Source organism: Tenacibaculum aestuariivivum (assembly GCF_964507685.1).
GTDB classification, from domain to species: Bacteria; Bacteroidota; Bacteroidia; order Flavobacteriales; family Flavobacteriaceae; genus Polaribacter; species Polaribacter aestuariivivum.
Genome location: NZ_OZ208414.1, coordinates 906,876 through 921,730, shown reverse-complemented (window position 1 = coordinate 921,730; position 14,855 = coordinate 906,876). Strand labels below are relative to the sequence as shown.

The window sequence follows — 14,855 nt, the reverse complement described above, 5'->3', positions numbered from 1 at the left end:
GTATATTCGCCACTTATGATTTTAAAACACTTTACAGAACTTCAAGAATTTTTATCAGTACCTAAAAATATTGTTATTATAGGGCATAGAAATCCTGATGGAGACGCAGTTGGTTCAACCTTAGGCTTGAAACATTATTTAGATAAAAAAGGACATACTGCTCAGGTGGTAATGCCTAATGAATATCCTGATTTTTTACATTGGATACCTGGGTCAGATACGGTGTATCGTTTTGACCGTCAAAATAAGCAAAGTATTCGCTCTTTAGAAAAGTCAGAAATTGTATTTCTTTTAGATTTTAATGCCTTGCATAGAGTAGGAGGTGATATGCAAAATACGTTAGAAAAATACGAAAATGAATTTGCGTTGATTGACCATCATCAGCAACCAGATGACTTTAAATATATGTATTCTGACACCTCAATGTCATCAACCTGTCAAATGGTGTATAATTTTATTGAAATGATGGGTGATGTTGCTTTGATAGATAAAAACATTGCTACTTGTTTATATACAGGTATTATGACTGATACTGGTTCGTTTCGTTTTAGATCAACCACAAGTGCTACACACCGTATTATTGCCAATTTAATAGATAAAGGTGCCGAGAATGATAAAATTCACAGTAATGTGCATGATTCAAATTCGTACAATCGTTTATTATTATTAGGGCAAGCCTTAAGTAATATGAAATTATTGCCCGAGTATAAAACTGCATTTATTACTTTATCAGAAGAAGAAAAGAAAAAATTTGATTATCAAAAAGGAGATACTGAAGGCGTTGTAAATTATGCACTATCTTTAAAAGGAATTGTATTTGCTGCAATTTTTATTGAAGATAAAGAGCAAGGTATTATAAAAATGTCACTTCGTAGTAAAGGAAGTTTTTCTGTAAATCAGTTTGCTAGAAACCACTTTAATGGTGGTGGACACGATAATGCTGCTGGAGGAAAAAGTGATGTGTCTATGAATAATACTATTGCCACCTTTATAGCGTTATTACCTACATATAAAAATGAATTAGAAGCATCTTATGAGGTTTAATATTAATTATTTAATACTGTTTTTTTTAATACTAGTTTCTTGTAAAGAGCCACAGGCTAGGCGACCTAAAAAACAAGGTACAACAAATTTTTATAAAGACGTTATTGCTAAGAATAAAAAAATGAATGCCTTAGAAAAGAAACGTTTAGAAAATTGGATTTCTAAAGATACCGTTACTAAATATAAGGTTTCTGAAAATGGTTTTTGGTATACTTATAAAGTTAAAGACTCTGTAAATGCACCAAAAGTAACTACTGAAAACACAGTGTTGTTATCTTTTGATGTTTCAGATATTAATGGAAATATAATTTATAAAAAACAAAAAAGAACTTATAAAGTTGATAAAGAAGATTTTATTCCCGCATTACAAGATGGAATAAAGTTGATGAAAAAGGGGGAAATTATTACATTTGTAATTCCATCATACCGCGCTTTTGGAGTTACTGGAGATGGTAATAAAATAACTGTAAATCAACCAATAAAAAGCACTGTAACATTAATTGAAATTAAATAACAAATAACTAAAAATGAAATTAACTAAAATTTTTGCAGGAGTAGTTTTAACACTATCAGTAGTGTCATGTGGTAATAGTCAGTTTAAAACTAAAAGTTCATTAGCTACAGAAGTAGATTCTGTAAGTTATAGCTTAGGGTTAGATATGGCGAACAAGATTAAAATGAATTTTGATGATTTAGATCAAGATTTATTTGTTCAAGGTTTTAAAAACGGAATGGACTCTACCAATTTATTAGTAGACTCTAAAGATGTTAACACTGTATTAAGATCATTTTTTCAGAAAAAACAAGCCGAAAAAATGAAAGAACAACAAGAAGCACAAGCTAAAAAAGCAGCAGCTGAATTTGGCGATTATAAAAAAGAAGGTGAAAAGTTTTTAGCTGAAAATAAAACAAAAGAAGGTGTAAAAACCACTAGTACAGGTTTACAGTATGTTGTTTTAAAAGAGGGTAAAGGTGAGGCGCCAACAACAAGTTCACGTGTAAAAGTTCACTACCATGGTACGTTAACAGATGGAACAGTTTTTGATAGTTCGGTAGATAGAGGTGAACCATCTGAATTTGGAGTAACGCAAGTTATTAAAGGTTGGACAGAAGGTTTACAGTTAATGAAGCCAGGAGCTAAATATAAGTTTTTTATTCCTCAAGATTTGGCTTACGGAGCACAACAAAGAGGTGAAAAAATTAAACCTTTTTCAGCTTTAGTTTTTGAAGTTGAATTACTTGAAGTAGTACAGCAAAAAGGTTTAGGCCAAGGCCACTCAAAAGGAGACGGTCACGGACACTAAATAATATAAAGACATCAACGTAAAGTTGGTGTCTTTCACTTTAAACATTATATTAAATGAAGTTTTATAAAATTTTAGTAGCAGTTATTATTTTATTTTCAGCATGTAAGTCTGTAAAATATCCTGATTTAGAAAATGGGTTATATGCTGATATTCAAACAAACCGTGGCGATATTCTAATAAAATTACACGACCAAAAAGTACCCATGACAGTAGCCAACTTTGTGTCGTTAGCAGAGGGTAATAATCCTAAAATGACAGACTCCTTAAAAGGTAAACCTTATTACGATGGTACTGTTTTTCATAGAGTAATTAAAGATTTTATGGTGCAGGGAGGAGATATAACAGGTACCGGAAAAGGTAATGCTGGTTATAAATTTGCAGATGAATTTCCGTTAAACGAAAAAGGTCAACTAGTTTATAAACATAATGCTCCAGGAGTTATTTCTATGGCTAATTCGGGCAAGGCAACCAACTCTAGTCAGTTTTTTATTACACATAAAGCAACTCCTTGGTTAGATGGTAAACATACTGTTTTTGGTAAGGTTCTAGAAGGTCAAAATATAGTAAACGCTATTCAGCAAAACGATTCAATTAGTCATGTAAAAATTATTAGAGTTGGTGACGCTGCTAAAAAAATTAAAGCTTTTGATGTATTTGAGTACGAATTAACCAATGTAACCAAAAAAGAAGCTGAGCGTAATAAGAAAATAGCAATATTAAAGCGTGAGTTTCAAGAAAAAAAAGGAATTAATAAAGCAGTTAAAACAAACTCTGGATTAAAAATTTTACAGTTACAAAAAGGAAAAGGTAAAAAAGTAAACCCGGCAATTCCAACAACAGTACATTACACATTATTTTTAACTGATGGACAAAAAATTGATTCGAGTTTAGATAAAGCTGCACCTTTTACTTTTACAATTAACGACCCTAATTTTCCATTAATAGCAGGTTGGAAAGAAGGAGTGCAAACTATGAGAGAAGGTGATAAATCAGTATTCTTTATTCCTTATTATTTAGGATATGGTGAAAAAACCTTAGGACCAATAGAAGGTAAATCAGACCTAATTTTTGAAATAGAAGTTTTAAAAGTGGGTAAATAATTTTTTATGGAAGATATTATAAAATGTGATAAAGAGCTTCTTATTTATTTAAATAATTTAGGAAGTGAACAATGGGATTGGCTTTGGTTAGCAATAACAAATCAATTTAATTGGACACCGTTATTTATATTTATGCTTTACCTAGTGTTTAAGCACTTAGGTTTAAAAAAAGGACTATTTACAGTTGTTTTTATAGCTTTGTTAATTACATTTTCAGATCAATATACTAATTTAATTCGAGGTGTTTTTGAACGATTAAGGCCTAATAATGATCCTTCAATAGCTCAAAACACCTTAAGAAGGTTAATAAAGCCACAAAGTTTTAGTTTTACTTCGGGGCATGCTACAACTTCTACCGTTGTAACTGTTTTTTTAATAATGTTATTAAAAGAAAAATTTAAGTATGTTAAACTATTACTATTTTTTCCGCTAGTATTTGCTTATAGTCGCTTGTATTTAGGAGTACATTTTCCTATTGATATTTTAGCAGGGTTTTTAAATGGTACTATTGTAGGTTTTATAGCTTACAGCTTTTATAGCTTTTTATTAAAAAAAATATTTAATAAATAACGTTGTTATATAATTAGATAAAAAAAACTATCCATATTTAAATATGGATAGTTTTTTTTATTTAAATGTTTAAACAAAAAAAGTCCTACCAAAGCAGGACTCAAGATTTTCATCTACGGCATATAGCCTTATTGTGATAAGATTAAAAGATTAGAGTAATTTTTTCACATTTCAAATATATAAAAATTTTTGTTGATTATTAAAGTAATTTGTTAATTTAGAAAAAATAATAATTGCTATATTATGTCAAAAATACTTGGATTAGATTTAGGAACAAATTCTATTGGTTGGGCGTTGGTTGAAGATAACGTTATTTTAGGAATGGGAAGTAGAATTTTCCCCGAAGGTGTTGTAAATTTAGGTGAGGGAGAAGGAAGAGAAACTTCAAAAAATGCTAGTAGAACAGAAGCGAGAGGAATTAGAAGGCAAATTTTTAGAAGAAGGTTGCGAAAACGATATTTATTAAAAGAATTGGCAAAACATAATTTCTGCCCAATTTCTCCCGATTTAATTAAAGATTGGAACGGTACAGAAATTTTCAAAAATGAAGAATTGCAAGATTGGTTTAAATTAAATCCATATGAATTAAGAGCAAAAGCAATTCACGAAGAAATATCTTTAGTAGAAATTGGAAGAATTTTTTATCATATAATTCAGCGTAGAGGATTTTTAAGTAATAGTAGAAGTGCTGGTGCAGATGTAAAAGAAACAAGTACGCTTTTTACAGGTGATGCCAAAATTGGTAAAATAGGAATTAGTACAACTTTAGAAAGTATTGAAGAAAATAAAACACTAGGTTCTTACTTAAATTTGATACAACCCAAAGAAAATGAACCTTATTCCGAAAATTTAGAACGTATAAGAAATAGATATACAACCCGACAAATGTATATTGATGAATTTGAATTAATTTGGAAAATTCAAAAAATATATCATACAGAATTAACCGAAAATTTAAAATCGTTATTTGGCGGAAGAAAAAAAGACGGCTATAAAGATGATGGTGTTTTATTTCATCAAAGACCTTTACGCTCTCAAAAACATTTAGTCGGTAATTGCGCTTTTGAACCTAAAAAAACAAAATGTAAAATTAGTGCCATTCCTTTTGAATTATTTAGAATTTATCAATGGGTAAACACGCTTTCTTATGATTTTAACGGCGAAAAACAACAAATTACATCCGAAGAAAAAGAAAAAATTATACAGCTTTTACTATCTAAAGAAAAAGTTCCTTTTAAGGCAATACGAAAGGTTATTGACAAATCAGAAAGTAATTATCAATTTAATTATAAGGATAAAGATAATATTGTAGGAACACATACGATTAGTAATTTATCAAATAAAAAGTTTTTTGGAAAGCAATGGTTTCGTTTTTCAGAAAAAGAACAAGAAGATATTTGGCACGTTTTATCTTTTTTTGATGATAGGGATAAGCTAAAAGAATACGCCTTAAAAAAATGGGGTTTCGACGATAAAAAAGCAACCGAAATTTCTAAATTTAATTTAAAAGAGGATTATGCTAATTTAAGTAGAAAGGCAATCAATACTATTTTACCTTTTTTAAAACAAGGTTTTATGTATGATGTAGCTGTTGGTTTAGCAGGCGTAAAAAATGTTTTAGCAGAAAGTTGGAATCAGTATCAGCAATTTGTATTAGATAATGTACCTGAAATAGTACGATGTAACTTAAAAGGAGGGTATGTTGAACCGTTAAAAAACATGCTAAAAAACGAATTTAATTGTACTGATAAACAATTAAAAAAAATATATCATCACAGTAGTGCTATTGAAACATTACAAACTTTAGAAAAACTTCCTGTTAGCCTAAACGGAGATAAAGAAATACAAAAAATTAAAAATCCGGTTGTAATTACCGCTTTATTTGAAATACGAAAATTAGTAAATGAAATTATAACTACTTACGGAAAACCAACGGAAATAAAAGTAGAATTAGCACGAGATTTAAAATCATCAAAAACAAACCGACAAGAAACCAGAAGAAGACAACAAATTTTAGAAAAAGAAAACGACAGGGTAAAAGTGGAGTTAGAAGGCTTAGACCAACGAATAAATCACACCAATATTTTAAAATATAAGCTGTGGGAAGAGTGTAACAACACCTGCCCATTTACAGGAAAAGTAATTACGCTTAGTCAACTTTTTACTGGAGAAATTCAAATAGAACATATTTTTCCGTGGAGTAGGTCGTTAAATGATAGTTTCAATAATAAAACATTATGTTTTGCTGATGAAAACAGAGCCAAAGGAAATAAAACGCCGTATGAATTTTATAGTTCGCAAGGTGCTGAAAAATGGGAAGCTATAAAATTACAAGCATTAAGTTGTTTTAAAACAAAAGCTCATTATCCTAATTGTTATAATAAATTCAAGCATTTTGTAAAGCAAAAACACGATGAAGATTTTATAAGCCGTCAATTAAACGATACTAGATATATAAGTAAAGAGGCTAAAAATTATCTATCTAAAATATGTGCAAGCGTAATGGTAGCACCAGGGCAAATGACCGCCGTATTAAGGCATAATTGGGGGTTAAATACTATTTTAAATAAAGATGAAAATACTAAAACAAGAGCCGATCATAGGCATCATGCAATAGATGCTTTAGTAATGGCATGTGCTAGTAGGGGGCATTTACAAGAGTTAAGTAAGCGAAATAGGTATAATAAAAACTATGAATTGAAAGATTTTCCGATGCCTTGGCAATCTTTTAGAATGGATGCTGAAACTGCAGTTGAACAAATTTTAGTATCACACAAAAAGCAAAAGAATTTAGTAACCGTTAGAACTCATAAAACTAAAAAAAATGGGGTCGAACATAAAAATATAGGCGTTTCCGCTAGAGGGCAATTGCATAAAGAGTCGGTTTATGGAAAAAGAACAGCGCCAGATAGTAACGAAGCATTTCATATACGAAAACCATTAGAAAGTTTGACCACAGAAAAGCATTTAGATAAAATTGTAGATGCAACTGTTAAATTACTTATTTTAAAACGAGTTAAAGAGTTAGGCGGTTTTGTAAAAGGTAAAATACCAGCAGAAACCTTTTTTAAAATTGATGAAAATGGTATAAAACAAGCACAAGTATTTTTACCCAATAAAAATGGGAGCAAAGTACCAATTAAAAAAATACGAATTAAAGAAAATATAGGCGGAGCGGAAAAATTAAAAGAAGATGTAAACCAATATGTGAACCCTAGAAACAATCACCATGTATTAATTTATGAAGATTTAAAAGGTAATTTACAAGAAAGTGTCGTAACTTTTTGGACAGCCGTAGAGCGTAAAAGACAAAAACAAGATGTGTTTCAACTTCCTGAAGATGGAAAAGAAATTGTAACCACTTTGCAAATTAATGATATGTTTTTATTAGGTTTACAAAATGATGAGGTTGATTGGAATAATATAGATACGAATCTTTTAAAAGATAATTTATATCGAGTTCAGAAAATTAGTTCTAAAGATTATAATTTTAGAATAGTTGAGGCTTCAACAATTTTAAATAAAGAAGAAGCTGTTAGAAGTAGTTTAATTAGTTTTCAAAAATTAAACCCAATAAAAGTTAAGGTTAGTAGTATTGGTGTAATAGAAAAACTGTAATAATTTGGTGAAAAAAAAAGAGTTCATTGACATTTTTTGATTAGAGAAAACGATATTCTGACCTCACGGTTATGAATCCTGCGTTCCGTTGTGGTTTGATTAAAGAAAACGATATTAAAATGTTCTACGTAATTTGAGATAAATTTTTAAAATATACCAATTTTTGGTATATTTGAATTAAATTAGTTTCAAAATGAATAAAAACACATCAATATCACTCGGAAATTATTTTGACCAATTTGTTCAAAGTAGCATAAGTCAAGGGCGATTTAAAAACGTTAGCGAAGTTATTCGTGCAGGATTAAGGCTTTTAGAAGAGGAAGAGAGTAAAGTAATTGCTTTGAAAAATGCAATTCAGGAAGGAATTGATAGCGGAATTGCTCACGATTTTGACCCCAAAAAACATCTTGAATCACTAAAATCGAAAAAAAAATCGAATGTTTAAATATAAACTGACGAACAAAGCGGTTGCTGATTTATCAAAAATTTGGGAATATACATTTGAAATTTGGTCAGAAAAACAAGCCGATAAATATTACAACGGACTAATTTCAGATTGTGAGGAAATTGCTGAAAATCCAAGTTTAGGAAAAAATTATAACGGAATTTCAAAACAACTTTTGGGTATAAAATCAAATCGACATATAATATTCTACAGGACTTTAAATAAAAATTATGTTGAAATAACAAGAATACTACACGAAAGAATGGATTTGAAAAAAAGAATTTCTGAATAAAAACTATTATTGTGGTTTGATTAAAGATTAGAGAAAACGATATTAGTGCAAGCGCAACGGCTTCTTTGAGTTTAGTTGTGGTTTGATTAAAGATTAGAGAAAACGATATTGACAACTGCAACAGCTACCCAAGTAACTGGTTGTGGTTTGATTAAAGATTAGAGAAAACGATATTAATCATATAAAAATGTATGAATTGACTTCTGTTGTGGTTTGATTAAAGATTAGAGAAAACGATATTCAATACAACTACACAGCAATTAGATTTAACAGTTGTGGTTTGATTAAAGATTAGAGAAAACGATATTCTGTGGGATAAAACAGATGTAGAAGGTTATGTTGTGGTTTGATTAAAGATTAGAGAAAACGATATTAATTTTGATGTTAAAGATGACCGTTTTTCAGTTGTGGTTTGATTAAAGATTAGAGAAAACGATATTCAGGTATTTCAGTCATTAACTGCTTAAATGTTGTGGTTTGATTAAAGATTAGAGAAAACGATATTGTCGACAGTTTCCTTTACGTCTATATTAAGTTGTGGTTTGATTAAAGATTAGAGAAAACGATATTAACAAGTATAATAAAGAATGACACCGCAGCGTTGTGGTTTGATTAAAGATTAGAGAAAACGATATTGGGTCAAATAATTTATTGGCGTTCACTTTAGTTGTGGTTTGATTAAAGATTAGAGAAAACGATATTCATAAGGAAAAGGAGATACATTTTTGGCTTGTTGTGGTTTGATTAAAGATTAGAGAAAACGATATTCATTAACTCCAACATCTCTAAGAGCATCATGTTGTGGTTTGATTAAAGATTAGAGAAAACGATATTGAAATACCGGTTAACTCTAACAATCTAGTGTTGTGGTTTGATTAAAGATTAGAGAAAACGATATTGGGATGACATAAACAAAACAGAGGACTCGGTTGTGGTTTGATTAAAGATTAGAGAAAACGATATTAATTATCTATATATCTTAAATCCCTTACTTGTTGTGGTTTGATTAAAGATTAGAGAAAACGATATTTTAAGTCAGGTATTTTGCAATCAGCTTTTAGTTGTGGTTTGATTAAAGATTAGAGAAAACGATATTGTATTATTATTGATGCTGTTATAATACTGTGTTGTGGTTTGATTAAAGATTAGAGAAAACGATATTATTCAAAGGTTTTTATATATTTAGAAAAAGTTGTGGTTTGATTAAAGATTAGAGAAAACGATATTAAGTTAAAAATCTAGGGTCATCCCCTCTTTGTTGTGGTTTGATTAAAGATTAGAGAAAACGATATTATCAATCAGAAAACAATACCCGAACCTGTAGTTGTGGTTTGATTAAAGATTAGAGAAAACGATATTTTCCCCCTCTAAACTTCCCATTTGTTTATTGTTGTGGTTTGATTAAAGATTAGAGAAAACGATATTATGGGCAAGTTTCAAAGCAATTAGCGTTTGTTGTGGTTTGATTAAAGATTAGAGAAAACGATATTGGATATGAGCAATGTCTAGGAAGCAACTCGTTGTGGTTTGATTAAAGATTAGAGAAAACGATATTCATTGTTAAATTGTTGTAATACTTTACAACGTTGTGGTTTGATTAAAGATTAGAGAAAACGATATTTTTATTGCCAAAACAGAAGCAAAAGATTTAGTTGTGGTTTGATTAAAGATTAGAGAAAACGATATTTTCAGGTATTAGATGCACCGGCGGAAACTAGTTGTGGTTTGATTAAAGATTAGAGAAAACGATATTACATTCAAGACGTATTGAGTGAACACGCAGTTGTGGTTTGATTAAAGATTAGAGAAAACGATATTAGTAACTTATATACCCGTTGCTAGTACTCGTTTTAGTAATAAAATATCGTATAAAAAAATGCTTCTTATAAAGACATAATCGCTTTATTTGAAGCATTTTTTCATTTCTATTAAAACAACTCTAATTGTGAGGGGCTTGGTTCTTTTGGTTTTTGAACCTTACCCCAAAAATTCATAATATTACCATACTGTTTATCTGTAATTCTTAAAACACTTACCTTTCCAAAAGGGGGGAGTAAGTTTTTTATTCTTTTTTCATGTACATCAGCACTTTCACTACTAGCACAATGCCTCATATAAACAGAAAATTGCATCATTGTAAAACCATCTTTTAAAAGGTTTTTACGAAATTGTTGTGCATTTTTTCTGTCTTTTTTTGTTTCGGTAGGTAAATCAAAAAACACAAATAACCACATAATTCTATAAGCATTTAAATCCATAATTTAGGATAGATTAGTTTTCTGGTTTTTCCGTCAAAACACTGTTGTAGTGAGGTAGTAGTAGTGGTTAAAGCAACCATTAAAGGGCTTTTTTTATCTTGAAAATAAACTGTTTGTGTTAGTATTTTTAAAAGTTCGGCTTTAATTGCGGTTGTTAAATAATGTTCATCAAAATGTTTAATAATTTCTAAAACCTTCATGTCAATTAAAGGTCGGTATGGCTCCATAATATCATCAGCTAAACAAAAAGCATTGTATTTATTATGATGATGAATACCTAAGGTATTTAATAAACCACTGCCAGAAAGTGCCCTTGCAACCGCGGCTCTTAATATAATATACCCATAGTTTAAAAATAAATTAGGATAACATCCATAGCGTTCTCTTTTAAAATTAAAGTCAAATAAATGTTTCCAATAATAGGCAGCAGCAACCGCCTCTCTATTATCACTATCGCCACTTAAAACTTTAGAAGCATATTGTTTTAACGGACTATTTTTTTGCTTAACAATATTTATAACCTGAGCCTGATTTAAAATTTTAGCTTTTACAATTTGTTGCCACAGCTGTTTTTTTAAAGGTTCAGAAGCATTAATTTGATTTTTAAAGTGTTTGTGTTGTATATGATGATTGTCTAAATTTAAAAGCATACTTTGTGGCATGTGTTTGTTATTACAAAAAATAACACTTACATTATTGTTGCTTAGTTTTGATAAGGTTGGAATAGAAATATAGGTTTCCTGATTTTCAATAACAACAAAACCTATGTCTTCAATAGGAATACAGCTATCTTTATTTATTGTTTTAATAACTAATTGTTCATTTTTGGTAGTTAAAGAGCATTTGTTACCAAAGAAAAGAGTTCTTTTTATCATTTTTGTTATTAAAAATAAACAATATAAACAACGTAAAGTGTTACTAATACATAACTATTACCATTTTTATATTTCTTGTGGAATTATTTTAATGTGTTGTTATATAGTTTTTTAATGTTTGTTTTTTAGTTAACTAATAATTATTTTATTAAGTTTTTTGATGTGTAAATTAATTTTATATTAAATATAAAATACAGTAGCTGTTTTTCTATTTTCGAACTCGTTTTTTTAAAAGAAATATAAAATAGCTTTCAAATAAATATTATAATTAGAAATAAGCTTTTATGTAAAGGCAAGGTTTATTATTTAAGCGTATTCTTTTTTACTAAAAATATTTCAAAAATTAGTAAACATTGTAAAAAGTACATGAGTATTTAAAGCAAAAAAAACCGAAACAAGTAAATGTTTCGGTTTTTGCGGAGAAAGAGGGATTCGAACCCCCGGTCCTGTAACAGACAACGGTTTTCAAGACCGCCGCATTCGACCACTCTGCCATTTCTCCAGGCGTGCTATTTAGGTATTTCTAATAGCGGTTGCAAATATATAATTATTTTTAAATATAAAAAGCTTAAAACAGTTTTTTTTATTTTTTAAACATAGTTAAGTTATACTTGTTTAGTTTATAAATAAAAGTGTGTAAAATAAAAAAACCGAAACAAGTAAATGTTTCGGTTTTTGCGGAGAAAGAGGGATTCGAACCCCCGGTCCTGTAACAGACAACGGTTTTCAAGACCGCCGCATTCGACCACTCTGCCATTTCTCCAGGCGTACTATTAGGTATTTCTAATAGCGGTTGCAAATTTACAATCTTTTTTTTAATGTAAAAAGAAAAAAGCGGTTATATTTTAAAGTAAATAAATGTTTATTTATTTTTTAGTAGTTATTTTTTTAATTGTCAGTTTGTTACGTTTAAAAATATTTTTAATAAAAAAAAGAATACTAGTTTTTAAATTTTTTAGAGATAAACAAAAAATACAATTAGTGTTATATTTATACATGCTTTATTAGTTTTTAGTATTTTCATAAAGGAAATTATAATTTTTAAATTACTTTCGTTGTAAAATTAAGAAGCATGTTTAATTCATTTGGAAATATTTTAAAAGTAACTACTTTTGGGGAGTCACACGGAACCGCTATTGGAGGTGTTATTGATGGGTTTCCGGCAGGAATGGAGGTAGATTTTGATGCAATTCAACAAGAATTAGATCGACGTAAGCCAGGGCAATCTAAAATTGTAACTCAGCGTAAAGAACCTGATACTGTTGAGTTTTTATCAGGAGTTTTTGAAGGTAAAACTACAGGTGCTTCTATTGGCTTTGTTATAAAAAATACCAATCAGAAAAGTAAAGATTATAATCATAATACAAATGTATATCGACCTTCACATGCCGACTATACATATGATAAAAAATATGGTGTTAGAGATCATAGAGGTGGAGGTAGAACTTCGGCACGTGAAACTGCAAATTGGGTAGTTGCTGGAGCATTAGCAAAACAACTAATAAAACATATTAATATTGATGCCTTTACATCATCAGTAGGAGATATTTTTATTGATAAACCATATCAAGAGTTAGATTTATCTAAAATTGAAAATAATATTGTTCGTTGTCCTGATGAAAAATCAGCAGAAATAATGATTGCTAAAATTCATGAAATTAGAAAGGCTGGTGATACTATTGGAGGTACTGTAACCTGTGTTGTTCAAAATATGCCTATAGGATTAGGAGAACCTATTTTTCATAAACTTCATGCCGAGTTAGGTAAAGCAATGCTTTCAATTAATGCTGTAAAAGGTTTTGAATTTGGTAGCGGATTTTGCGGAGCTAAAATGAAAGGTTCTGAACATAACGATGTTTTTAATGAAGATGGAACAACACAATCTAATTTATCAGGAGGAATTCAAGGAGGAATTTCAAACGGAATGGATGTGTATTTTCGAGTAGCTTTTAAACCTGTAGCTACAATTATGACAAATCAACAAACCATAAATTCTGATGGTGAATTAACTGAAATTCAAGGTAAAGGTCGTCATGATCCTTGTGTTGTGCCAAGAGCTGTACCAATTGTTGAAGCTTTAGCTGCGTTGGTTTTAGCTGATTTTTGGTTGATAGATAAAATGCGTAAAATATAGTTGATTAAATATTAATTAGAAAATTGTTTTATTTTGAAGAGCTCTTTATCATTCTTTTTTGAGAAATTAGAAGATGAATTCGATAAAAAAATAACACTTAAAAGAAATGATTTTCTTATAAATAAAGGAGATTTAAATACTAATTTGTATTTAGTGAAAGAAGGAAGTTTACGAGTTTTTATTGATGATGATAATGAAGATCATACCATTAGATTTGGATATAAAAATTCGATAATCACAGCATTTGATTGTTTTTTAACTGAAAAACCAACTTCTTTTTACGTACAAGCACTTAAAAAATGTGAGTTGAAGGTAATTTCAAAAATAAATTACATACATTTTATAAATTCTAAAAAGGAATATCAGGATGTTTGGAACGTATTTTTAAATGATTTTATGTATCAACAAATAGAAAGAGAAATAGATTTAATTACCTATTCTCCTCAAAAACGTTTTAATAGGGTATTTAAAAGAAGTCCACAATTGTTTCAGGAAATACCTCAAAAGTATATTGCTTCTTATTTAAGAATGGCTCCAGAAACATTGTCTAGAATATTAAAAAATCTTGATTAGTATCAATATTTATTTTTATAAAAAAGCTCATATTTGAATTAAATTTCAAACATGAGCTTTTTTAATACCAAAGAATTATTATCAGAATTAAAACAAATTGTAGTTTCTCATATTAATTATGCAGAATCTTTAAAAAATAATACTACGGAAGAGTTAAAATATAAAAAAACAGCGTCATCATGGTCTGTTTTAGAATGTTTAGAGCATTTGAATTTATATGCAGAATTCTACAATAATGAAATCAGAAAAAGAATAGAAAAGTCTAATTATCAAAAATCAACAGTTTTTAAATCGGGATATTTAGGAAATAAATTTGCTTTAGATATGTTACCTAAAGAAGGAATGAAAACAATGAATGCCTTTAAAAGCAAGAATCCTATTTATTCAAAATTAGATGAAAAAGTTGTTTTAGTACGTTTTATTACACTTCAAAAAGAATTATTACAATTACTTGAATTATCAGAAGATAAAAATCTTACAAAGGTAAAAACTTCTACAACATTACCTATTTTAAAATTTAGGTTAGGAGATACTTTCCGATTTGTAATTAATCATAATCAACGTCATGTTGTACAAGCAAAGAACATTTATAAATAAAAAAAGCTCGAGAAATATCTCGAGCTTTTTTATATATGTAAG

The 14,855-nt window shown here is 29.1% G+C and carries 13 protein-coding genes, 2 tRNA genes and 1 CRISPR repeat array; of the genes, 11 read left to right on the top strand and 4 right to left on the bottom strand.

The features are described from left to right. The first annotated feature begins 15 nt into the window (after window positions 1-15). From ACN5J4_RS03930 to ACN5J4_RS03895, 8 genes are all read left to right on the top strand, one after another. A complete protein-coding gene (locus ACN5J4_RS03930; protein ID WP_418650862.1) occupies window positions 16-1,044 on the top strand; it encodes a DHH family phosphoesterase in 1,029 nt (342 codons plus the stop codon). After that, complete coding sequence (gene gldI, locus ACN5J4_RS03925; RefSeq protein WP_418650861.1) at window positions 1,034-1,558, top strand: gliding motility-associated peptidyl-prolyl isomerase GldI; 525 nt, start codon at window positions 1,034-1,036, stop codon at window positions 1,556-1,558. The genes ACN5J4_RS03930 and gldI overlap by 11 nt, the downstream gene beginning before the upstream one ends. Before the next feature lie 13 nt (window positions 1,559-1,571). Beyond that, on the top strand, window positions 1,572-2,348 hold the full coding sequence (locus tag ACN5J4_RS03920) for an FKBP-type peptidyl-prolyl cis-trans isomerase (protein WP_418650860.1): 777 nt from the start codon (window positions 1,572-1,574) through the stop codon (window positions 2,346-2,348). Window positions 2,349-2,404: 56 nt separating this feature from the next. Beyond that, a complete protein-coding gene (locus tag ACN5J4_RS03915) occupies window positions 2,405-3,451 on the top strand; it encodes a peptidylprolyl isomerase (RefSeq protein WP_418650859.1) in 1,047 nt (348 codons plus the stop codon). A 6-nt stretch (window positions 3,452-3,457) separates the two neighbouring features. Continuing rightward, on the top strand, window positions 3,458-4,021 hold the full coding sequence (locus tag ACN5J4_RS03910) for a phosphatase PAP2 family protein (RefSeq protein WP_418650858.1): 564 nt from the start codon (window positions 3,458-3,460) through the stop codon (window positions 4,019-4,021). A gap of 243 nt (window positions 4,022-4,264) precedes the next feature. Further along, window positions 4,265-7,639: a type II CRISPR RNA-guided endonuclease Cas9 gene (cas9, locus tag ACN5J4_RS03905; RefSeq protein ID WP_418650857.1), complete on the top strand. Its 3,375-nt coding sequence runs from the start codon at window positions 4,265-4,267 to the stop codon at window positions 7,637-7,639. Window positions 7,640-7,832: 193 nt separating this feature from the next. Continuing rightward, window positions 7,833-8,084, top strand: coding sequence for a type II toxin-antitoxin system ParD family antitoxin (locus tag ACN5J4_RS03900; protein ID WP_418650856.1), 252 nt, complete (start codon window positions 7,833-7,835; stop codon window positions 8,082-8,084). Continuing rightward, window positions 8,077-8,376, top strand: coding sequence for a type II toxin-antitoxin system RelE/ParE family toxin (locus tag ACN5J4_RS03895; protein WP_418650855.1), 300 nt, complete (start codon window positions 8,077-8,079; stop codon window positions 8,374-8,376). Before ACN5J4_RS03900 ends, ACN5J4_RS03895 begins: the two co-directional genes overlap by 8 nt. Window positions 8,377-8,384: 8 nt before the next feature. Beyond that, a CRISPR array of direct repeats spans window positions 8,385-10,194; the repeat unit is 36 nt; unit sequence GTTGTGGTTTGATTAAAGATTAGAGAAAACGATATT. A gap of 110 nt (window positions 10,195-10,304) precedes the next feature. On the opposite strand, the gene cas2 is transcribed toward ACN5J4_RS03895, so the two are convergent. The 4 genes from cas2 to ACN5J4_RS03875 all read right to left on the bottom strand — a co-directional run bounded on the left by cas2 (window position 10,305) and on the right by ACN5J4_RS03875 (window position 12,272). Continuing rightward, complete coding sequence (gene cas2, locus ACN5J4_RS03890) at window positions 10,305-10,634, bottom strand: CRISPR-associated endonuclease Cas2 (RefSeq protein WP_418650854.1); 330 nt, start codon at window positions 10,632-10,634, stop codon at window positions 10,305-10,307. Continuing rightward, entirely contained in the window at window positions 10,625-11,509 is an 885-nt protein-coding gene (gene cas1 / locus ACN5J4_RS03885) for a type II CRISPR-associated endonuclease Cas1 (RefSeq protein ID WP_418650853.1), read from the bottom strand. The genes cas2 and cas1 overlap by 10 nt, the downstream gene beginning before the upstream one ends. Before the next feature lie 417 nt (window positions 11,510-11,926). Continuing rightward, a tRNA-Ser gene (locus tag ACN5J4_RS03880) sits at window positions 11,927-12,011 on the bottom strand. A gap of 176 nt (window positions 12,012-12,187) precedes the next feature. Beyond that, window positions 12,188-12,272, bottom strand: a tRNA-Ser gene (locus tag ACN5J4_RS03875). Window positions 12,273-12,581: 309 nt separating this feature from the next. On the opposite strand from ACN5J4_RS03875, the gene aroC reads away from it, so the two are divergent. Genes aroC through ACN5J4_RS03860 form a run of 3 tightly spaced genes read left to right on the top strand, consistent with a single transcriptional unit; the run spans window position 12,582 to window position 14,813 of the window. Next, a complete protein-coding gene (gene aroC, locus ACN5J4_RS03870) occupies window positions 12,582-13,643 on the top strand; it encodes a chorismate synthase (RefSeq protein ID WP_418650852.1) in 1,062 nt (353 codons plus the stop codon). Between the two features lie 33 nt (window positions 13,644-13,676). Then, window positions 13,677-14,216, top strand: coding sequence for a Crp/Fnr family transcriptional regulator (locus tag ACN5J4_RS03865; RefSeq protein WP_418650851.1), 540 nt, complete (start codon window positions 13,677-13,679; stop codon window positions 14,214-14,216). 51 nt (window positions 14,217-14,267) lie between these two features. Further along, window positions 14,268-14,813 carry a DinB family protein gene (locus ACN5J4_RS03860; RefSeq protein ID WP_418650850.1) on the top strand — a complete coding sequence of 182 codons (546 nt, stop codon included), beginning with the start codon at window positions 14,268-14,270 and terminating at the stop codon, window positions 14,811-14,813. The last annotated feature ends 42 nt before the right edge of the window (window positions 14,814-14,855 follow it).